At 36.1% G+C, this 18,958-nt stretch carries 21 protein-coding genes; 15 read left to right on the top strand and 6 right to left on the bottom strand.

Features of this window, described 5'->3' with window-relative positions; all coding sequences use genetic code 11:
• Positions 1-99: 99 nt before the first annotated feature.
• The 3 genes from FS802_RS23005 (at position 100) to FS802_RS22995 (ending at position 1,864) form a co-directional block, all read left to right on the top strand.
• A complete protein-coding gene (locus FS802_RS23005; RefSeq protein WP_048544391.1) occupies positions 100-609 on the top strand; it encodes an RNA polymerase sigma factor in 510 nt (169 codons plus the stop codon).
• Complete coding sequence (locus tag FS802_RS23000) at positions 590-1,594, top strand: anti sigma factor C-terminal domain-containing protein (protein WP_098654468.1); 1,005 nt, start codon at positions 590-592, stop codon at positions 1,592-1,594. The genes FS802_RS23005 and FS802_RS23000 overlap by 20 nt, the downstream gene beginning before the upstream one ends.
• 63 nt (positions 1,595-1,657) lie before the next feature.
• A complete protein-coding gene (locus tag FS802_RS22995; RefSeq protein WP_001248905.1) occupies positions 1,658-1,864 on the top strand; it encodes a hypothetical protein in 207 nt (68 codons plus the stop codon).
• 14 nt (positions 1,865-1,878) lie between these two features.
• Here FS802_RS22995 and FS802_RS22990 read toward each other — a convergent pair whose 3' ends face one another.
• A complete protein-coding gene (locus FS802_RS22990) occupies positions 1,879-2,706 on the bottom strand; it encodes a DUF2785 domain-containing protein (protein WP_000941479.1) in 828 nt (275 codons plus the stop codon).
• A gap of 93 nt (positions 2,707-2,799) precedes the next feature.
• Between FS802_RS22990 and FS802_RS22985 the strand changes: the two genes are divergently transcribed.
• Both FS802_RS22985 and FS802_RS22980 read left to right on the top strand, forming a co-directional pair.
• Positions 2,800-3,174, top strand: a complete 375-nt coding sequence (locus tag FS802_RS22985) for a hypothetical protein (RefSeq protein ID WP_098654470.1) — start codon at positions 2,800-2,802, stop codon at positions 3,172-3,174.
• A 20-nt stretch (positions 3,175-3,194) separates the two neighbouring features.
• Positions 3,195-3,566 (top strand): DUF3221 domain-containing protein, encoded by a 372-nt coding sequence (locus FS802_RS22980; protein WP_001079365.1) that lies wholly within the window; start codon positions 3,195-3,197, stop codon positions 3,564-3,566.
• A 29-nt stretch (positions 3,567-3,595) separates the two neighbouring features.
• On the opposite strand, the gene pepQ is transcribed toward FS802_RS22980, so the two are convergent.
• On the bottom strand, positions 3,596-4,693 hold the full coding sequence (gene pepQ, locus FS802_RS22975) for a Xaa-Pro dipeptidase (protein ID WP_070169147.1): 1,098 nt from the start codon (positions 4,691-4,693) through the stop codon (positions 3,596-3,598).
• 149 nt (positions 4,694-4,842) lie between these two features.
• Between pepQ and FS802_RS22970 the strand changes: the two genes are divergently transcribed.
• On the top strand, positions 4,843-5,526 hold the full coding sequence (locus FS802_RS22970; protein ID WP_098654471.1) for a metal-dependent hydrolase: 684 nt from the start codon (positions 4,843-4,845) through the stop codon (positions 5,524-5,526).
• Between the two features lie 40 nt (positions 5,527-5,566).
• Here FS802_RS22970 and FS802_RS31245 read toward each other — a convergent pair whose 3' ends face one another.
• The gene (locus FS802_RS31245; RefSeq protein WP_222129166.1) at positions 5,567-5,725 is read right to left on the bottom strand and encodes a hypothetical protein; all 159 of its coding nucleotides are present in this window, start codon (positions 5,723-5,725) and stop codon (positions 5,567-5,569) included.
• A 247-nt stretch (positions 5,726-5,972) separates the two neighbouring features.
• On the opposite strand from FS802_RS31245, the gene FS802_RS22965 reads away from it, so the two are divergent.
• From FS802_RS22965 to FS802_RS22955, 3 genes are all read left to right on the top strand, one after another.
• Positions 5,973-7,286 carry a CBS domain-containing protein gene (locus tag FS802_RS22965; protein ID WP_000201566.1) on the top strand — a complete coding sequence of 438 codons (1,314 nt, stop codon included), beginning with the start codon at positions 5,973-5,975 and terminating at the stop codon, positions 7,284-7,286.
• Positions 7,287-7,730: 444 nt separating this feature from the next.
• On the top strand, positions 7,731-8,672 hold the full coding sequence (locus tag FS802_RS22960; RefSeq protein ID WP_000345497.1) for a phosphotransferase enzyme family protein: 942 nt from the start codon (positions 7,731-7,733) through the stop codon (positions 8,670-8,672).
• An 89-nt stretch (positions 8,673-8,761) separates the two neighbouring features.
• A complete protein-coding gene (locus FS802_RS22955) occupies positions 8,762-9,025 on the top strand; it encodes a DUF3949 domain-containing protein (RefSeq protein WP_000093751.1) in 264 nt (87 codons plus the stop codon).
• Between the two features lie 17 nt (positions 9,026-9,042).
• Here FS802_RS22955 and FS802_RS22950 read toward each other — a convergent pair whose 3' ends face one another.
• Positions 9,043-9,339: a YtpI family protein gene (locus FS802_RS22950; RefSeq protein ID WP_001144772.1), complete on the bottom strand. Its 297-nt coding sequence runs from the start codon at positions 9,337-9,339 to the stop codon at positions 9,043-9,045.
• 240 nt (positions 9,340-9,579) lie between these two features.
• On the opposite strand from FS802_RS22950, the gene FS802_RS22945 reads away from it, so the two are divergent.
• Positions 9,580-10,512, top strand: coding sequence for a DHH family phosphoesterase (locus FS802_RS22945; protein WP_000545128.1), 933 nt, complete (start codon positions 9,580-9,582; stop codon positions 10,510-10,512).
• Between the two features lie 52 nt (positions 10,513-10,564).
• Here FS802_RS22945 and ytrI read toward each other — a convergent pair whose 3' ends face one another.
• Together ytrI and FS802_RS22935 are read right to left on the bottom strand one after the other, a co-directional pair.
• The gene (gene ytrI / locus FS802_RS22940) at positions 10,565-11,068 is read right to left on the bottom strand and encodes a sporulation membrane protein YtrI (RefSeq protein WP_001265726.1); all 504 of its coding nucleotides are present in this window, start codon (positions 11,066-11,068) and stop codon (positions 10,565-10,567) included.
• A complete protein-coding gene (locus FS802_RS22935; RefSeq protein ID WP_002008713.1) occupies positions 11,065-11,478 on the bottom strand; it encodes a YtrH family sporulation protein in 414 nt (137 codons plus the stop codon). Before FS802_RS22935 ends, ytrI begins: the two co-directional genes overlap by 4 nt.
• A gap of 42 nt (positions 11,479-11,520) precedes the next feature.
• Between FS802_RS22935 and dnaE the strand changes: the two genes are divergently transcribed.
• From dnaE to accA, 5 genes are all read left to right on the top strand, one after another.
• The gene (gene dnaE, locus FS802_RS22930) at positions 11,521-14,847 is read left to right on the top strand and encodes a DNA polymerase III subunit alpha (RefSeq protein ID WP_000673713.1); all 3,327 of its coding nucleotides are present in this window, start codon (positions 11,521-11,523) and stop codon (positions 14,845-14,847) included.
• Positions 14,848-14,980: 133 nt separating this feature from the next.
• Complete coding sequence (gene ystJ, locus FS802_RS22925) at positions 14,981-16,189, top strand: NADP-dependent malic enzyme (RefSeq protein ID WP_161796084.1); 1,209 nt, start codon at positions 14,981-14,983, stop codon at positions 16,187-16,189.
• Positions 16,190-16,203: 14 nt separating this feature from the next.
• Positions 16,204-16,848, top strand: a complete 645-nt coding sequence (locus tag FS802_RS22920) for a FadR/GntR family transcriptional regulator (RefSeq protein ID WP_000175927.1) — start codon at positions 16,204-16,206, stop codon at positions 16,846-16,848.
• 185 nt (positions 16,849-17,033) lie between these two features.
• Entirely contained in the window at positions 17,034-17,903 is an 870-nt protein-coding gene (gene accD, locus FS802_RS22915) for an acetyl-CoA carboxylase, carboxyltransferase subunit beta (protein WP_000942866.1), read from the top strand.
• A complete protein-coding gene (gene accA, locus FS802_RS22910) occupies positions 17,891-18,865 on the top strand; it encodes an acetyl-CoA carboxylase carboxyl transferase subunit alpha (protein WP_000818786.1) in 975 nt (324 codons plus the stop codon). Before accD ends, accA begins: the two co-directional genes overlap by 13 nt.
• Positions 18,866-18,958 lie beyond the last annotated feature (93 nt).

The raw sequence follows: 18,958 nt of genomic DNA, 5'->3' as shown, positions 1-18,958 counted from the left end.
CACATCAAAATAGGTGTGCTTTTTATGTTGAAAAAAATTATAGAAAAGCTGTATACATTTTACGCTCTCAAACGTTGAGTATATAGAAAGGAGAGCAGAATGAGTCATGATACGTTTGAATCGTTATTAATAGAGAAGTCAAAAGCTGTGTTTGGATACTTAATTAAGATTGGAGCAGATAGAAAAGAAGCGGAAGATATTGTGCAAGATACGTTGTATAAAGCTTTATTGCTTATGGAGGAAATACCGTTAGAGCATTTAACACCGTGGCTATTTAGAGTTGCAATTAATCAGCACCGAGATTTACACCGGAAAGAAAAAAGACTAAATCCCATTGCGATTGAATCTGTCGTGCTTATTGGTCAAAAGTCATTAGATGAGTTGCTTTTAACAAGTGAACTACAAGGCGAGGTACAAGAAATATTGGAGACGATGACGGAGGATTATCGTCATATTTTACTGTTGAAATATGAATATGAACTATCTTATAAGGAAATTGCCATTTTATTAAGTATGAAAGAAGAAACAGTGAAAACAAGTTTGTACCGTGCAAGAAATCAATTTAAAAAATTGTATAGGAGGAGAAACGATGAGTCGGAAGGACTTTGATTTGAATATGGATGATAAGCAGATGAAGACTTTGATGAAGAAGGCAAAGAGGAAGCAGTTTTTTAGAAATTTTGTCATCTCAATCTTTGCGTCTATTTTAGTGATTGTTGGATCTTTCGCTTTAATAGTATATTTAAAACAAAAAAACTTTAATGAGATGGAAAGAAGAGTATTTGCAGAGCAAACTGTAAAGGGTCCTAACATAAAATTTTATTCTCACAGAAAATTAAATATGGGTTTAATGAGCGATTCTATTATGTATAGTTCATATAAAAATATTTCGGGTCAGCCAGTTAAGTGGATAGATGAAATATATGAATATGATGTGTGGGGATATATGTCAAGAAGTCATAATGGAAATACGCATTTAGAGGAAGAGCGATTTAATGTAGACGCAGCTGAGAAATTGCCGGATTACAATATACAAACGATGCAACGCGAAATGAGGTTTTACTTGCCATTCATGAAGTATACAAATTACGTGAATGATTTAAAACAAATTGGGGATTTGAAAAATAAAGTTGCAGAAGTAGCTCTATCGTTTGATAAGGCGTATACGATGGATGAAATTATGGGAATACTACCAAAAAATATACAACCAGTTTGGTTTTGGGTTGATACATATGATGAAAAGAAAGCGGATAAATATGTTGGCTTAACAGACTCAACAGGTGCGGTTTTAAATGCGAAAATGTCTAATCATGTCTATGGATTTACGGGAAGTTATGCAAAAAAGGAAGAAGAAATGAAAATGGATTTTGAGAGGAATTCAAAAGGATTTATAGGAGCAATGAAAACATTAGCAGAAGATGAACGACATATGGATGATGCGAAAGATTCGTATAAAGAAATAAAAAACACAAAATCAAAAGACCTACCAATATACGGTGTAGTTGTAACAGGCAAAACAGAGGATTTACAAAGTTTACAAGGAGCACCATATATTAAAGCGGCTGTTAGAGGTGTAACAGTTGAGAAATATTGATTACAAGCGATTAATGTGAATAATCAGAAAATTTATGTTATAATATGGGAAAAGGAGGTTCATATGAGGCAAATACATGGAGCAATTTATATTTACATAACAATGTTTTTCGTGGCGATATCCTATGGATTAGGGCACGTGTATTCGCATCCTATACTAACTTTTTTGAGCGGAGCATGTATGGCGTTTGCACTTCTTGTCCACCTTTTCTCAGTTTGGATCGTGAAATTTCAATTAAATATTAGTGAAATAGAAGAAGGCACTTTCTAAGTGGCCTTCTTTTTTTAATAATATTTTGGAAGCTTTCGTAGCAAATTTTCAATTTCGCATTCGGTTTCTTCACATATAGAAAGTGTGCGTAGTCTGAAAAATAAGCTACGTAAGAAAGATTTTATATTTCCGTATAGAAACTCGTACGATTCAATATGTAGTGTTTGTTTTTGGACTGGTAATTGGGCTACTAAGTCATGAAGGGCTGCTATGAGTACTTCTTCCTTTAGACCATTTTGTAGCATTGAGACGATCGGATAAACGAGTCGTTCGTCTTCTTCATATTTATAGTAAATAGAATGGACACAAACTTTGTTTAATAAAGTTTGTAATATTTCTTCGTAATATAAAGTTGCCAGTTTAGGACTACGAACAAGCGCTTCAAATGTATCAGAAGCATGAGCGATACTGTGTGCCCAGCCGTGGTCTTGAACATATCCACGGAAATCATGTTCATTGTTCATATATAGAATCAATTGATCTTTTACAGTTAAAATATCATTCTGTGATAAGAAATTATATTTTGTATCAGCATCAATAATGAGCGCAAGTAATAATGTCGTAAATGCGCGGGTAAATACAGCATCTTCGTCATCCGAATGAATTTTATACAATAAATATTTTTCACTAATGCTTTCTAATAATAGTTTCTCTAATTGCGTGTGTGAAATGTAGTCCTTTTTGATGAGATGAAAAAAAGTAGAGTAAATAAGTTTGTCTCTTAAATAGCTATCGGTAACACCGATATGCTCAAGCATATTGGAACTTAAAGAATCAATGTTAAGTGTGTTATTCAGTATGTAATTATTATTACGAATTTCTTCTAACTGTTGTTGTAACATATAAACCTCCTATTTTAGAAAATTCTGTATTTTTATAATATAATAAGAGGAAGAAATAGACAATAAATAAGTGCTTTTGAATGGAGGGACGTTATGAAGAGAGCATTATTCTTTTTTATTAGTATTTTCTTTTTAGGAAGTTGTTCGATTTCGTATGTTACTTTTTCTAGCGAGAGCAAAAGTTGGACGGGGCAATATAAAGGGCATATTCAGGATGACAGTGAAGATGGAGTGTTTACATTTCAGTATAAGGGCGGAGATGGGAATACAGAATTTAAGAATTTAGAGATTGCTATTAATGGAGCCTTTAGCACAATGACACAAACGTCAGAAAATCATAAAGGAGCAAAGGTTGAAATGAAGTCTTCTTGTGTAAGTTGCACGCCTCTATCTAAAGATGAACCGATAGAGATTGTGATTAAATGGGATGATAAGTATGAGGAGAAAATGGTTTTAAAGCGGAAATAGCATAGAGTAAGGGGATAAAAATGAATAGGCATATAAAATTTTCTATGTTTATGTTTTTAGGTGCATTTCTAATCATATTATCAGCGTGTACTACAAAACAAGTAGAGCAAGTAGCAGTAAAAAAAGTATCTGAAGAGGGGTATGTCATATTAAGAAATGACACGGCATTTTTTGTCGATGATAAAACGTTTGAAACAAAAGTAGAGTTGCAAAATTATATAGAACAACAAATGAATAAAGAATATCCATCACATACGGTTTTGAGCTTTAAGGATAAAAGCGCATATAATCAATTAAAAACAGGGGATAAAATAAAAGTATGGTTTTCTCAAATACTTGAAAGTTATCCAGCAAAAATGATTGTAGAGAAATGTGAAATAGTAGAAAAATAGAAAAAGGCAGCAATTAAGCTGCCTTTTTCTTATTTCACAAATTGTAATTCTTTCGGGAATTTCGTTAAAATTTCTGACCCGTCTTTTGTGATGTAAATATCATCTTCAATACGAACGCCACCTACGTTTGGTACGTAAATACCTGGCTCGATTGTGAAGACCATACCTTCTTTTAATGGAGACTCGTTACCAGCTTTTACATCTGGATATTCGTGTACGCTAATTCCAAGTCCGTGACCAAGGCGGTGTGGGAAGAAGTCGCCGTAACCTGCATCTGCGATAACAGAACGAGCAGCGTTGTCGATTGCACCAAGTGTAACACCTGGTTTACATGCTTCAACTGCTTGTAGTTGTCCAGCAAGTACAGTGTTATAAATGCGAGTTTGTTCTTCAGAAATTTCACCGAATGCCACTGTACGTGTAATGTCAGAGCAATAACCTTCAATGATTACGCCTAAATCAAATAGTACGAAATCGCCGCGTTTCATTTTGTTTGCACCTGGAATACCGTGTGGAAGAGCAGAGTTTGCACCTGCTAATACCATCGTATCGAATGACATTTTATGTATGCCTTTTGTTTTTAATTCGTGTTCAATAATTGCTAATAATTCTAGCTCGCTACGATTTTCTTTAATTGCATTTACACCAACTTCAACAGCGTAGTCCGCCATTTTAGCTGCTTCGCGTAAAATAGAAAGTTCTTTTTCATCTTTAATTAAGCGAAGTTCACGAACTTTCTCCTCAGCTGATTTGAAAGCTGCATTTGGGAATAACTTTGTTAATTCTTCGTAGCGCTCTACGTTTAAATGTTCTTTTTCAATTGCAACTGCATTTGCATTGATGCCGCGGTCTTTAATTGCTTTTGCAATCATATCCCATGGTCTGTCAGTATCAGTAAATCCGATAATTTCATGTGCCCAGCCAGCGTTACGCGCTTGACCTTCTTCCATTTTAGGGCAAATTAAAATAGGTTCTTTTTCTTGGAATACAAACATACCAAGAAGTCTTTCGTGTGGTTCGCAGTGGAAGTTTGTCATGTAGAAAACGTTTGGTGTAGAAGTTAAGAACGCAGCTTCTACGTTTTTTTCTTTTAGCCATTGCATTAAATTTTCTAATCTAGCATTCATCGATTGGCACCCCCGAGATATTTAATTACAAATATAACTTTACATCGGAGGAAAGCGTTATGACAAGTAAATAGATGTTAGAAAAGACAGGGAATTGAAAAATCATGTAGAATAAAAAGTGAGAATGTGAATAGGGGAGGAATGTAATAATGAAAGTATCTTATCATGGACATTCAGTTGTAAAGATTGAAACGAATGGAAAAGTGATTTTAATTGATCCATTTTTAACTGGAAATCCGACAACGGATTTAAAGGCTGAAGATGTCAAAGTAGATGCGATTCTTTTATCGCATGGACATGGTGATCATGTTGGAGATACAGTAGAGCTTGCGAAGAAAAATAATGCAGTTGTTGTGGCACCATTTGAACTAGCGACATTTTTAAGTTGGCAAGGTGTAAATACACATCCGATGCATATTGGTGGTTCGCATGAATTTGACTTCGGAAAAGTGAAGTTTACACAAGCATTCCACGGTTCTAGTTATATTGATGAAGAAAATAAGACGATTACATATACAGGTATGCCAGCAGGTATTTTATTTACAGCAGAAGAGAAAACTGTGTACCATGCAGGAGATACCGCTCTATTCTCTGATATGAAATTAATAGGGGAACTGAATAACATTGATATAGCGTTTTTACCAATTGGTGATAATTTCACAATGGGACCAGAAGATGCTGTTTTAGCAGCGAAATGGACTCGGGCGAAAACTGTTGTACCGATGCATTACAATACGTTCCCAGTAATTGAACAAGACCCATATCAATTTGTAGAAAAGCTACAAAATTGTACAGGGAAAGTACTAGAAGCTGGAGAAAGTATTATACTATAGAAAAGAAACCCTTCATTTGAAAAGACAAGTGAAGGGTTTTTTACGTGTATAGGACAGCTTTTAAAGGTTGTACTTGTTTTGATGATTTTTTTCTTTTTGGAAGTGGCTGTTCAGGTGTTTCATTCAATTCCATTGCAACTTTTTTTCCGTCTACGAAAGCTAAAAATACAGCACCTACAACTTCTAATAATTTTTTCATCATGTATCCGCTCCTTTGTTTCATTTCTTGTCTTCATTGTATATTGGAGCGGCTGGACAAACTATCGAACGAGATGACAATACCATTACATTGTTGTAATAGAAGAAGTAGTGTAATGTAAGGCATATTTTGTTATAAAAAAAATAGTACAGATATATAAAGAGAGAGTGTAACAGTTTTGAAAATATAGTATACTGAAAATACAACACATGAAGAATTTAGGGAAAAGAAAGTATGGTGAAACCATTTGGCTACTAAGCATAACCAAATTTTAGAACATATTAATGGCCTACCAGTAGGGCATAAAATTTCTGTAAGGCAAATTGCGAAAGATTTGAGTGTAAGTGAAGGGACAGCTTACCGTGCAATTAAAGATGCAGAAAATAAAGGATATGTTAGTACGATTGAACGTGTCGGAACAATTCGAATTGAACAAAAGAAGAAAGAGAATATTGAAAAACTGACATATGCAGAAGTCGTTAACATTGTCGATGGTCAAGTACTTGGGGGCAGAGAAGGACTACATAAAACGTTAAATAAATTCGTAATCGGGGCAATGAAGTTAGAAGCGATGATGCGCTATACAGAAGCAGGAAACTTACTTATTATCGGTAACCGTACGAACGCACATCAATTAGCGTTAGAAGCCGGAGCTGCGGTATTGATTACGGGCGGATTTGATACGGAAGATCATGTGAAGAAATTAGCAGATGAATTAAAACTGCCGATTATTTCAAGTAGTTACGATACATTTACAGTTGCGACGTTAATTAACCGTGCAATTTACGATCAGCTTATTAAGAAAGAAATTGTCCTCGTTGAAGATATTTTAACGCCAATTGAAGAGACGTTATATTTAAAGCCGAATGATACAGTGCAACAATGGCATGCGTACAATGAAGAAACGATGCATGGACGTTATCCAATTGTTGATGAAAATAAAAAGGTGTTAGGTATCGTAACTTCAAAAGATATGATTGGTGTCGTGAAAGAAACACCAATTGATAAAGTGATGACAAAGCATCCGATTACGGTAAACGGTAAAATGTCTGTCGCAGCTGCAGCACGTATGATGGTGTGGGAAGGTATTGAGTTACTTCCAGTTGTTGATGAAGGAAATAAACTGCAAGGAATTATTAGTCGTCAAGATGTACTTCAGGCGCTGCAAATGATTCAGCGTCAACCACAAGTCGGCGAAACAATCGATGATATTGTAACGAATCAATTTATGACGCCGAAAGAAGCGAAAAATGAACATTTATATCAATTTTCAGTGACGCCGCAAATGACGAATTCAATCGGAACGTTATCTTACGGTGTATTCACAACAATTGTGACGGAAGCAACGAATCGCGTTATTCGTGCGCAAAAGAAGAGTGATTTAATTGTTGAGAACTTAACAATTTATTTCGTAAAACCAGTTCAAATTGATAATGTTGTATCCGTTCATCCGAAAGTATTAGAAATTGGGCGTAAATTTGGTAAGGTTGATGTAGAAGTGCATCATGAAGGTAATGTTGTCGGGAAAGCATTACTTATGGTGCAGTTGATCGATAAATAAAAAGATGGAGCAGACCGCTTTGGTTTGTTCCATTTTTTTTTTTAGAACGCTACATTAGGGAGTTTTAAAATGTAGTTAGCAACTGAATCTATCATGGTTTGAATTGCGAAAGCGAAAAATAAATCACATTCTGTTTCATATTTATAAATAGGAACACGTAATCATTTGAAGATGCTTGAACAATAATTATGGAGGTGTCGAATGGGAAATTTCGTTTAATCCATTAGGCTTTTTCTTTAACTTTATATTGTTTTATTGGATTTTGAAGTTATTATTTAAGCTCGGTGGGCGTTTTAAGTAGAGAAGTGAAAAAATAGAAGGATATGTATCAATGTGGATAGAAAATTGGTTGTTAGTCGATTACGCTACTAATCGTTAAGAGATAACAATAATGTAATTGGATAAAAGAGACTACGCTTCACTATAGGAACTAGGGGGAGAAGAATGGATTTTCACGCTAAAGAGCAGTTATGTAAGCGATATAATTTAAATAGTCTTACGAAAGTTTCATTGTTACATGGGGGAGAAAATCAAACATATATATTCGAATCGGACAAAAATAAATTTGTAGTTAGGCAGTACAGAGAAGGACGTTATACATGCGAGCAAATAGAGGCTGAAATACATTGGTTAATAGCGATACAAAAACAAATGTTAGTACCAGAAGTAGTTGTCAATAAAAGTGGTGATTTGATCACACCTATTATGAAAGGTGAGGGAAGTATCCAGTATTTTGTTGTCTTTAGGTTTATAAACGGAAGTGAAATTTTAGAACCAAAGGATAAAGATTATGAAAAGCTTGGATCATTAATGCGAATGTTTCATGAAAAAACAAATGGAGTGCTCAAAAGAGTACCGCAAACTTGGAGAGGTTATGAAAGGCCTATATATAGTGAGCAAAAGGTAAACCATGAACCTTTACAACGATTACTAAATGCTTCATTTCTATCGCATGCGGATAAGCATAAGTGCATAAGAATTGCAGAAAGAATACAAGAACTCGAAAATTCAACACAACTAGGAGAAAAACAATTTGTTCACGGTGATATGCATTTTGGCAATGTTCTTGTAGACAGAGAGGATTGGTATTTACTCGATTTTGATGAATGTGGATTTGGCTATAAAGAGTTTGATATTGGTGTTCCGAGATTGCATTTAATTGCTTCGGGACAGTTAGAAGACGCATGGGGGAATTTCATGATGGGATATGGGGAAAATATTTCGGAAGCAGCTATTCGACTTGGGACTGCTTCGAGAATTTTTTATATGGCGGGAAAGATTCCGTTAAGACTGGATATCGAGCCTATTAGAAAAGATCCCGGTGCTTTTATTCGGCGATATGTTCAGTATGCTGAAGAGGAATTATGTGGTGAGACAATTGTATAACTAAAAAACAGAATATTAATTTAATTAGAGTTTATACTATGTTATAATTCAATTGTAAGAAAATGGATTTAGGGAAGGTGGTATGCATTATGTCATCAGAAGTGCTCTTTTTTGGTGGGATCGCACTATTTTACTTTCTTGTGATGATACCGCTTCAATATTTATATTTACAAGGTTTACATGAAAAAAAGAAACGAACAGGATTATCTCAGCAAGAATTATATGAAAAAATGTCTTTTGAAGAAGAACAATTACATTTTCACGTACAAGGCAACCCCTTTAATATACCGTCTGCGTTTGTTGCATATATGATTTTAAAAGTTAGGGGACGTAAAAAAGCATCACAATATTGATGCTTTTTTATGTTGCTTCAGACAGATTCAGCTTCTTCAACTGCTAATGGTAAGAAATGTTTGTATTGGCGAAATCCATTAAATACACTTGCACTACCAAATAGAACAAATAAAACACCAACGATAATACGAGCGGTTGAAAGTTCTAAAAAGAATTGGTTTATCCCGAAGAATAAGACGAATGAACCAAGTGCCATTGCGGATTTTCCTGAGAGCCAACCTTTCTCCATTGGGCGGTTTGTACGAAAGTATTTTGTTTTGTAGAAGAGGTACAACATAAATGAGACGATAATACAGAAGACTAATACTGGCATAATGCACACTCCCATCGCTTTGTGAAAAATAATAGTGGAGAAAAAATAAATATCTAAACTTTCTAACTTTTATTATAAAGCAATTGTTCGCATGTATGAAATACTTTCCGTTATAATGAAGGATAAAGTGAAACTTTAATTAGTGCGGGGATGTTACTGCGCGCTAATGATTAGCCTGCACCGATTGGGATGTTACTGCACGTTAAAGTGGAGAAGTTGAGTAAAAAGGAGATTATACATATGCATGAGCAAATTTTAGGAGCAATTAAAGAGTTTGATACAATTATTATTCATCGTCATGTGCGTCCAGATCCAGATGCATTAGGTTCACAGGGCGGTCTTGGTAAAATTCTACAAGAATCGTTTCCAGAGAAAAATATTTATACGGTTGGGTACAATGAACCGTCACTAGAATATTTACGAGTAATGGATGATATTGAAGATAGTGTATATGAAAATGCACTTGTTATCGTATGTGATACTGCGAACCAAGAACGTGTTGACGATCAACGCTATGCAAAAGGGAAGATGTTAATTAAAATTGATCATCATCCGAATGAAGATCCGTACGGAGATATTACGTGGGTAGATACGACAGCAAGTTCTACAAGTGAAATGATCTATGAGTTTTACAGTTATGGAAAAGATAAAGGATTACAGATAACGAAAGAAGCAGCTCGTCTTATTTTAGCGGGTATTGTTGGGGATACAGGTCGTTTCTTATTCCCGAATACAACAGCGAAAACACTTCGTTACGTAAGTGAGCTTGTCGATATGGATGTGAAATTCACAGATTTATACAATGAAATGTATAAGACGAAAGAAAAAATTGCTCGTTTAAACGGCTATATTTTACAAAACTTTACGATGGTAGAAGAAGGAGCAGCTTACATTAAATTAACGAAAGAAGTATTAGAAAAGTTTGATGTACTTCCTTCTGAGGCATCTGGCGTTGTTGGAGCACTTGGTAATATTGATGGATTAAAGTCGTGGGTTCTATTTCTAGAGGAAGACGATGTGATTCGTGTTCGTCTTCGCTCAAAAGGACCAGTGATAAATAAATTAGCAATGCAATATAATGGCGGAGGGCATCCGATGGCTTCTGGTGCAAAAGCATCTTCTTGGGAAGAAGCGGATCGTCTTTTTGCTGATTTACGTGAGCTGTGTAGATAAAGAGTTTATATATGAAAACGAAAAGAAGGAGCGGCGCTAAAGCCCTCCTTCTTTATTTTTCTTTCTCTATCGTAATGCTAATTTCAAGCACTGTATCAAAAGATATTGTATCGACCTTGAAACGGTATAGCCGATCGTAATGTTTGTACGTTTTGTTTTCGATTACCTTTTTGAGTAGGTCTTTATTTTTGGCTATACTTTGTATGTTTTTCGTTAAAAGATGTTGGAGGTCATTATGGATAGATGTGGTCATATTTTCGAGTGTAAGGTTGTCTAAATCGTATTTTTCTCGATTTATAAGTTTTATTTTAATCTCTTGAATGGTTAAGAGCCGTTTATTTTCTGTATTCAATTTTTCTTGATCTTCGAGAAGGACGTGGAGCTTGGCTTCTTGTTTTTCTATAATTTCTCTTTGTTCTGCTATTTTACTAGCTTGTTCTTCTTGAAAAACACCGTATATGTACAAAAAAATAAACCAGCTCAACACGCCTCCAACAGCAGCACCAGCTAAAACTAAATACCATTTTTTTGCTGTATTGGCACTTGGTACTCTCATACATGTTCCTGCGTTAGCCATTTAATAATAATAAGACCCGTTTGCATACCACCCGTTGCGAAAAAAATAAGGAGAATTTGTTTTACGATATCTTTCATATCCCCGCCAAAGAAACTTCTTTCAAAGCTATAAAAAGTATCAAATGTGCCGCCAATCGCTGCAACAAGTGCCCAAATTCTTAAATTTTGGGCGAATTGATTAATGTAAGTGAGAGTTGGTTTTCCGATAAGAAATGCACCAAATCCACCAATTAATGAACCGCCAAGTATAACCCCAAAGGCAATAAAATAACTAATAATAAGCAGAGAGAAAAAAGTATGTTCTCTTACATCCATCGTCATTCCCCTTTCTTCTTCATATATATGGACAAAGTATAAGAAGTATGTTTTGATTTCCGCTTTCCTCATCACCTATAATAAAAGTAGTCAGATTGGTAAAGAGAGGGTACAACAGTGAAGTTTGTGCATTTACAATGTCAAACCGTTTTTAGTTTATTAAAAAGTGCTTGTAAAATTGATGAGCTTGTAGTCAGGGCGAAAGAACTTGGTTTTTCGTCACTCGCTATTACGGACGAAAATGTTATGTATGGCGTTATTCCGTTTTATAAAGCATGTAAGAAACATGGTATACAGCCTATTATCGGCTTAACAGCTTCTATTTTTAGTGAAGAAGAGGAAAAATCTTATCCGCTTGTTTTACTTGCTGAAAATGAAATGGGCTATCAAAATTTATTAAAGATTTCTAGTAGCATTATGACGAAGTCAAAAGAAGGTATTCCGAAAAAGTGGCTTGCCCATTATGCGAAAGGATTAATTGCCATTTCACCAGGTAAAGATGGGGAAATTGAACAATTATTATTAGAAGACAAAGAGAGTGAAGCTGAAGAAGTAGCTCGCATGTATCAAAGTATGTTCAGTAATTTTTATATGAGCTTGCAGTATCATGCGATTCAAGATGAACTGCTTCTGCAAGAGAAATTACCTGAATTTATGAGTAGGATAAATGTTCCAGTCGTTGCAACAAACGATGTACGCTATATCAATCAAAGTGACGCACTCGTACATGAATGCTTATTATCTGTTGAAAGTGGAACGAAAATGACGGATCCAGATAGGCCGAGGCTGAAAACAGATCAATATTATTTAAAATCATCAGATGAAATGGAAGCATTATTTTCTCACGTAGAAGAAGCGATTTATAACACAGTAGAAATTGCAGAACGTTGCAAAGTAGAAATACCGTTTCATGTAAATCAATTACCGAAATTCCCTGTTCCAGCTAATGAGACGAATGATATGTATTTACGCCGCGTTTGTGAAGAAGGGTTGCAGAAACGTTATGGTACGCCGAAAGAAGTACATATAAAGCGTTTGAATCATGAATTAAACGTTATTTCTAGTATGGGGTTTAGTGATTATTTTCTAATCGTCTGGGATTTTATGAAATATGCGCATGAAAATCATATTTTAACAGGACCAGGCCGTGGGTCCGCGGCTGGCTCACTCGTTTCTTACGTATTAGAAATTACAGATATTGATCCAATTGAATACGATCTATTATTTGAAAGATTTTTAAACCCTGAACGTGTGACGCTTCCAGATATTGATATTGATTTTCCGGATATAAGACGCGATGAGATGATTCGATATGTGAAAGATAAATATGGTCAGCTTCGTGTTGCTCAAATTGTAACGTTCGGAACATTGGCAGCTAAAGCAGCAATTAGAGATATTGCGCGTGTAATGGGGCTTCCGCCGCGAGATATTGACATATTCTCAAAACTTATCCCATCAAAGCTCGGTATAACGTTAAAAGATGCATATGAGGAATCGCAATCACTCCGTGAGTTTATACAAGGAAACCTTCTGCATGAGCGTGTGTTTGAAATTGCAAAGCGTGTAGAAGGCTTACCGCGTCATACGTCTATTCATGCAGCTGGCGTTATTATGAGCCAAGAGCCGTTAACAGGAAGTGTTGCGATTCAAGAAGGGCATAACGATGTGTATGTTACGCAATATCCAGCTGATGCATTAGAAGAACTTGGTTTGTTAAAGATGGATTTTTTAGGATTACGTAATTTAACGTTACTTGAAAATATTATAAAGTTTATCGTGAAAAAGACGGGGACACAAATTGATTTAAGAAATTTACCACTTCAAGATGAAAAGACGTTCCAATTGTTAGGTAGAGGGGATACAACAGGTGTATTCCAGCTTGAATCAGGTGGTATGCGAAATGTACTTCGCGGGTTAAAACCGAATGAATTTGAAGATATTGTCGCTGTTAACTCGTTATATAGACCAGGACCGATGGAACAAATTCCAACCTTTATTGAATCAAAGCACGGAAAAAGAAAAATTAAATATTTACATCCGGATTTAAAGCCGATTTTAGAAAGAACATACGGTGTCATTGTATACCAAGAACAAATTATGCAAATTGCGTCGAAATTAGCAGGATTCTCGCTCGGAGAAGCAGATTTATTACGCCGTGCAGTGAGTAAAAAAAATCGTGATATTTTAGATCAAGAACGTAAGCATTTTGTACAAGGTTGTTTACAAAATGGTTATGACGAGACATCCGCAGAGAAAATTTACGATTTAATTGTAAGATTTGCGAATTACGGTTTTAACCGAAGTCACGCTGTAGCCTACAGTATGATTGGGTACCAGCTTGCTTACTTAAAAGCGAATTATACGCTGGAATTTATGACAGCATTATTATCAAGTGCAATTGGAAATGAAGATAAGATTGTACAGTATATACGAGAAACGAAGCGAAAAGGTTTTCATGTTTTGCCGCCGTCTCTTCAGAGAAGTGGTTACAACTTCCAAATAGAAGGCAATGCGATACGTTACAGCTTACTTTCCATTCGAAACATCGGAATGGCTACAGTGACAGCATTACTTGAAGAACGAGAGAAAAAAATGTTTGAAGATTTATTTGAATTTTGTCTTCGCATGCCATCAAAATTTGTAACAGAGCGAAATTTAGATGCGTTCGTCTGGTCTGGGTGTTTCGATGATTTTGGTGTTTCGAGAACAAATTTATGGAAAAGTCTTAAAGGAGCGTTAGAGTACGCAAATCTTGCGCGTGATTTAGGAGATGCTGTTCCAAAATCAAAATACGTACAAGGAGAAGAGCTCTCTTTTATTGAACAGTTAAATAAAGAAAAGGAAGCATTAGGCTTTTATTTATCAAGCTATCCGACAGCGCAGTATGTGAAGTTAGCGAAAGAATTAGAAATTCCATCTCTCGCTCAGGCGATGCGACATAAGAAAAAAGTACAAAGGGCTATCGTGTATATAACAAGCGTGAGAGTGATTCGTACGAAAAAGTTGCAAAAGATGGCGTTTATTACATTTTGTGATCAAAATGATGAAATGGAAGCAGTTCTTTTCCCTGAAACGTATATACATTTCTCAGATAAGTTAGAAGAAGGAGCAATTGTTTTAGTTGACGGCATGATTGAGCTAAGAAATCATAAGTTACAATGGATTGTAAATGGACTATATCCATTAGAAGAAATGGATGTGTATGAAGAAAAGAAAGACGCATCTGTTTACGTGAAATTGCCGTCTCAGTATGAGAAAAAGCTTTTAAATCAGGTTACTAAAATATTGTTTGACTATTCAGGTTTTGCGAAAGTACTAATTTATTATGAAAAGGAACATAAAATGGTACAATTATCTCGAAGTTTATCGATTCATCCAAGTGAAGAATGTTTAGGAGCACTTCGTGAAATTGTCGGGGAAGAAAATGTGGTTGTGAAAATATAATGGACAATTTCCCTACACTTCGATTATTATAGTAGTAGTGTTCGTGGTCAGACCACTTGGAGAAATTGATATCAGCTAGAATAATTTGAGGAGAGTGGATAGTTTGTCAACACTTCGTGAAGAAGCACTTCACATGCATAAAGTGCATCAAGGAAAATTAGAAACTGTATCAAAAGTAAAAGTAGAAAATGCAAAAGATTTAAGTCTTGCATATTCTCCAGGGGTTGCAGAACCTTGTAAAGAAATTTATGACGATAAAAGTAAGGTATATGAATATACGATGAAGGGAAATATGGTAGCAGTTGTGACAGATGGCACGGCTGTACTTGGTCTTGGTAACATTGGACCTGAAGCATCTCTTCCAGTAATGGAAGGTAAAGCTGTATTATTTAAGAGCTTTGCTGGTGTAGATGCATTCCCAATTGCCTTAAATACAAACGATGTAGATAAAATTGTTGAAACTGTAAAATTAATGGAGCCAACTTTTGGCGGCGTTAACTTAGAGGATATCGCAGCACCAAACTGCTTCATTATTGAAGAACGTTTGAAAAAAGAAACAAATATTCCTATCTTCCATGATGATCAACACGGAACAGCTATCGTAACAGTAGCAGGTCTTGTGAACGCGCTAAAATTAGTTGGAAAGAAAATGTCTGACATTAAAGTTGTCGCAAATGGCGCAGGTGCAGCAGGTATTGCAATTATTAAACTTTTATATCGCTATGGTGTACGCGACATTATTATGTGTGACCGTAAAGGCGCAATCTATGATGGTCGTCCTACAGGTATGAATCCGGTGAAGGATGAAGTTGCAAAATATACAAATAAGAATCGTATCGAAGGTTCTTTAGCTGACGTTGTACAAGGTGCGGACGTATTCATTGGTGTATCTGCAGAAGGTGCATTAACAGAAGAGATGGTTCGTACAATGAATGACGATGCAATTATTTTTGCAATGGCGAATCCAGTTCCAGAAATTATGCCAGAATTGGCAAAAGCAGCGGGCGCAGCTGTTGTTGGAACGGGTCGTTCTGACTTCGCGAACCAAGTAAATAATGTACTAGCGTTCCCTGGTATTTTCCGTGGTGCACTTGACGTACATGCGACACAAATTAACGAAGAAATGAAGATGGCAGCTGTACAGGCTATTGCTGAGCTTGTAGCAGAAGATGAGTTGAATGCAGACTATATCATTCCGGCACCGTTTGACGCGCGTGTAGCGCCTCAAGTGGCAGCTTACGTTGCGAAAGCTGCAATGGAGACAGGAGTAGCTCGCCGTCAAGTAGATCCAAATGAGATTGCTGAGAAAACAAAACAATTAGCGCTGATTGGTAAAGAATAAGCGAGGAATTTCCATTGACATTATCAAATACAAAAGTATATCTCGAAATTGTAAAAAAAATCCGTTCCATTATGGAAGAAGATGGATTGGTGGCGGGGGATCGTTTGCCGTCTGAGCGTGAGTTAAGTTCACGTTTAAACGTAGGGCGTTCCTCTGTAAGAGAAGCATTGCGTGCTTTAGAACTGGTAGGATTGATTGAAACGAGACGTGGTGAAGGGACATTTATTCGAAACTTTTACGATAACGGTCTTGTACAATTGATTGCGCCGTTCTTGCTGCAAGATGAGAAAACAATTCGTGATTTATTACAAACAAAACGATTGCTTGAGAAAGATATGATTCGAATTGTATGTAATTTGCCGAAAGAAACGTTTTCTAAAGTGCTAAGAAAATTAAATCAAGTGCTTGAAGAAAATGAAAACTCAATTCCGATGCTTCATCAAACGTTCTTTAAAACACTCATTGAACAAGTCGATAATTATTTACTATATCGCATTTGGATGATCGTAAATGATTACGTATCAACTCTTTCTTGTGAAGTTTCAGGAGATTCTATCGATATGTATAGAAAGCTTTATGCTACTTTGGAAGAAAAACAAGAAAATGATGCACTAAAAATTTACGATGAATTAGTAGAGAATATACAGTTTCACTCGTAATGTATAAAATTTGTCGAAATGACCATGACACGTTATGACAAACATTCTATCGCGTAGCGGTTAAAGTTAAACGTAAAGAGTGAGGTTATTAGACAGATTGAGAAGATAAGGCTAACATCAAACTTTGGTGTTAGCCCAATTTTCTTCTTGCGCTAACCTTAGCTCTCAATGAAGGGGGTCAAATTGTGCTAAGAGATTTATTCGTGAAAAAGAAAAAGTACGCTGCAATACCTTCAGAACAAGTACGAAAAGATGTACCGGATGGTGTTATGACAAAATGTCCGAAATGTAAAAAAATCATGTATACGAAAGAGCTTCTAAAAAATTTAAAAGTATGTGTGAATTGTGGATATCATCATCCTATGAATGCATGGGAACGTCTTGATAGTATATTGGACGAAGGGTCATTCCGTGAGTATGACAAAGAAATGGTTTCATTAAATCCACTCGAGTTTCCAGGATATGAAGAGAAACTAGAGAGCGATCGTAAGAAGACTAAATTGAACGAAGCGGTTGTAACTGGTGAAGGAACAATTGATGACATGCTTGTTGTTGTTGCAGTAATGGATTCTCGTTTTCGAATGGGCAGCATGGGCTCTGTTGTAGGAGAGAAAATTGCCCGTGCAGTTGAAAAAGCATACGACTTACAAGTTCCATTTATTATCTTTACTGCGTCGGGTGGTGCCCGTATGCAAGAAGGGATATTAAGTTTAATGCAAATGGCAAAAACAAGCGTAGCTTTGAAAAAGCATAGTAATGCAGGAGGGTTATTTATTTCTGTTATGACTCACCCAACGACGGGCGGGGTTTCAGCGAGTTTCGCTTCACTTGGTGATTACAATCTTGCAGAGCCAGGTGCACTTATCGGATTTGCTGGTAGACGTGTAATTGAACAAACAGTGCGTGAAAAACTACCGGAAGATTTCCAAACGGCAGAATTTTTATTAGAGCACGGTCAATTAGATGCGGTTGTGCATCGTGATGATATGAGAGAATCGCTCCGTAAGATTTTAGAAGTTCATCAAGGAGGGGAAATGGCTGTATGGCAGAGCTAGAATTTGAGAAACCAGTTGTTGAGCTAAGAAATAAGATTCGTGAACTGAAAGACTATACGAAAAACAGCCAGATGGACTTCAGTGAGGAGATTCGTATTTTGGAAGACAAGCTAGAAAAGTTAGAGGAAGATATATACGGCAATATGAAAGTATGGGACCGTGTTCAAATTGCTCGTCATGCAGAACGACCGACAACGCTCGATTATATTGAGCACTTATTTACTAATTTTTTTGAATGTCATGGAGATCGCCTATTTGGCGACGATGCAGCGATTGTCGGCGGCATTGCGAAATATAAGGGGATGCCTGTAACTGTAATTGGGCACCAACGCGGAAAAGATACGAAAGAAAATATTCGTCGTAATTTTGGGATGCCTCATCCAGAAGGATATCGAAAAGCACTGCGTCTAATGAAACAAGCGGAAAAGTTTAATCGTCCTATTATTTGTTTCATCGATACGAAGGGAGCCTATCCTGGTAAAGCAGCTGAAGAACGTGGACAAAGTGAGGCGATTGCCCGTAATTTATTTGAAATGGCGGGTTTAACTGTCCCTGTTATTTGTATTGTTATCGGTGAAGGTGGTAGTGGTGGTGCGTTAGGTCTTGGAGTAGGAGATTACATTCATATGCTGGAAAATTCCACGTATTCTGTTATTACACCAGAGGGTGCGGCGGCAATTCTTTGGAAAGACGCTGGTAAAGCAAAAGAAGCTGCAGAAGCGATGAAAATTACAGCATTAGATTTGAAAGAATTAGGTGTAATTGACGAAATTATTCCAGAGGCAAAAGGTGGAGCGCATCGTAATATTTTAAAACAATCAGAAAATATAGATTTAATGCTTAAGAAAACTTTTGAACAATTAAGCGGAATTTCGAAAGATGAATTAATCGAAAAACGTTATGAAAAATATATGAAAATTGGGCAAGTTTCGTTTTCAAACGCTTCCATTGGGATAAAATAATAAAAGCGTGCGTTCCTCTTCGCGAATGCACGTTTTTATTATGAAAAGACACATCTTCTCCATTGTGTTTTTATATTTTTTCGTGTTATTTTA

Source organism: Bacillus sp. DE0042 (genome assembly GCF_007680225.1).
In the GTDB taxonomy this organism is placed as follows: domain Bacteria; phylum Bacillota; class Bacilli; order Bacillales; family Bacillaceae_G; genus Bacillus_A; species Bacillus_A wiedmannii.
Note: the sequence above shows the minus strand (reverse complement) of the source record. Positions and strands in the feature narration are given on the sequence as shown.

Excerpts from the sequence above, each read along its gene's own strand:
- FS802_RS23005 (WP_048544391.1), top strand. The coding sequence starts at position 100 with ATGAGTCATGATACGTTTGAATCGTTATTAATAGAGAAGTCAAAAGCT.
- FS802_RS23000 (WP_098654468.1), top strand. The coding sequence starts at position 590 with ATGAGTCGGAAGGACTTTGATTTGAATATGGATGATAAGCAGATGAAG.
- FS802_RS22995 (WP_001248905.1), top strand. The coding sequence starts at position 1,658 with ATGAGGCAAATACATGGAGCAATTTATATTTACATAACAATGTTTTTC.
- FS802_RS22990 (WP_000941479.1), bottom strand. The coding sequence starts at position 2,706 with ATGTTACAACAACAGTTAGAAGAAATTCGTAATAATAATTACATACTG.
- FS802_RS22985 (WP_098654470.1), top strand. The coding sequence starts at position 2,800 with ATGAAGAGAGCATTATTCTTTTTTATTAGTATTTTCTTTTTAGGAAGT.
- FS802_RS22980 (WP_001079365.1), top strand. The coding sequence starts at position 3,195 with ATGAATAGGCATATAAAATTTTCTATGTTTATGTTTTTAGGTGCATTT.
- pepQ (WP_070169147.1), bottom strand. The coding sequence starts at position 4,693 with ATGAATGCTAGATTAGAAAATTTAATGCAATGGCTAAAAGAAAAAAAC.
- FS802_RS22970 (WP_098654471.1), top strand. The coding sequence starts at position 4,843 with ATGAAAGTATCTTATCATGGACATTCAGTTGTAAAGATTGAAACGAAT.
- FS802_RS31245 (WP_222129166.1), bottom strand. The coding sequence starts at position 5,725 with ATGAAAAAATTATTAGAAGTTGTAGGTGCTGTATTTTTAGCTTTCGTA.
- FS802_RS22960 (WP_000345497.1), top strand. The coding sequence starts at position 7,731 with ATGGATTTTCACGCTAAAGAGCAGTTATGTAAGCGATATAATTTAAAT.
- FS802_RS22955 (WP_000093751.1), top strand. The coding sequence starts at position 8,762 with ATGTCATCAGAAGTGCTCTTTTTTGGTGGGATCGCACTATTTTACTTT.
- FS802_RS22950 (WP_001144772.1), bottom strand. The coding sequence starts at position 9,339 with ATGCCAGTATTAGTCTTCTGTATTATCGTCTCATTTATGTTGTACCTC.
- FS802_RS22945 (WP_000545128.1), top strand. The coding sequence starts at position 9,580 with ATGCATGAGCAAATTTTAGGAGCAATTAAAGAGTTTGATACAATTATT.
- ytrI (WP_001265726.1), bottom strand. The coding sequence starts at position 11,068 with ATGAGAGTACCAAGTGCCAATACAGCAAAAAAATGGTATTTAGTTTTA.
- ystJ (WP_161796084.1), top strand. The coding sequence starts at position 14,981 with ATGCATAAAGTGCATCAAGGAAAATTAGAAACTGTATCAAAAGTAAAA.
- accA (WP_000818786.1), top strand. The coding sequence starts at position 17,891 with ATGGCAGAGCTAGAATTTGAGAAACCAGTTGTTGAGCTAAGAAATAAG.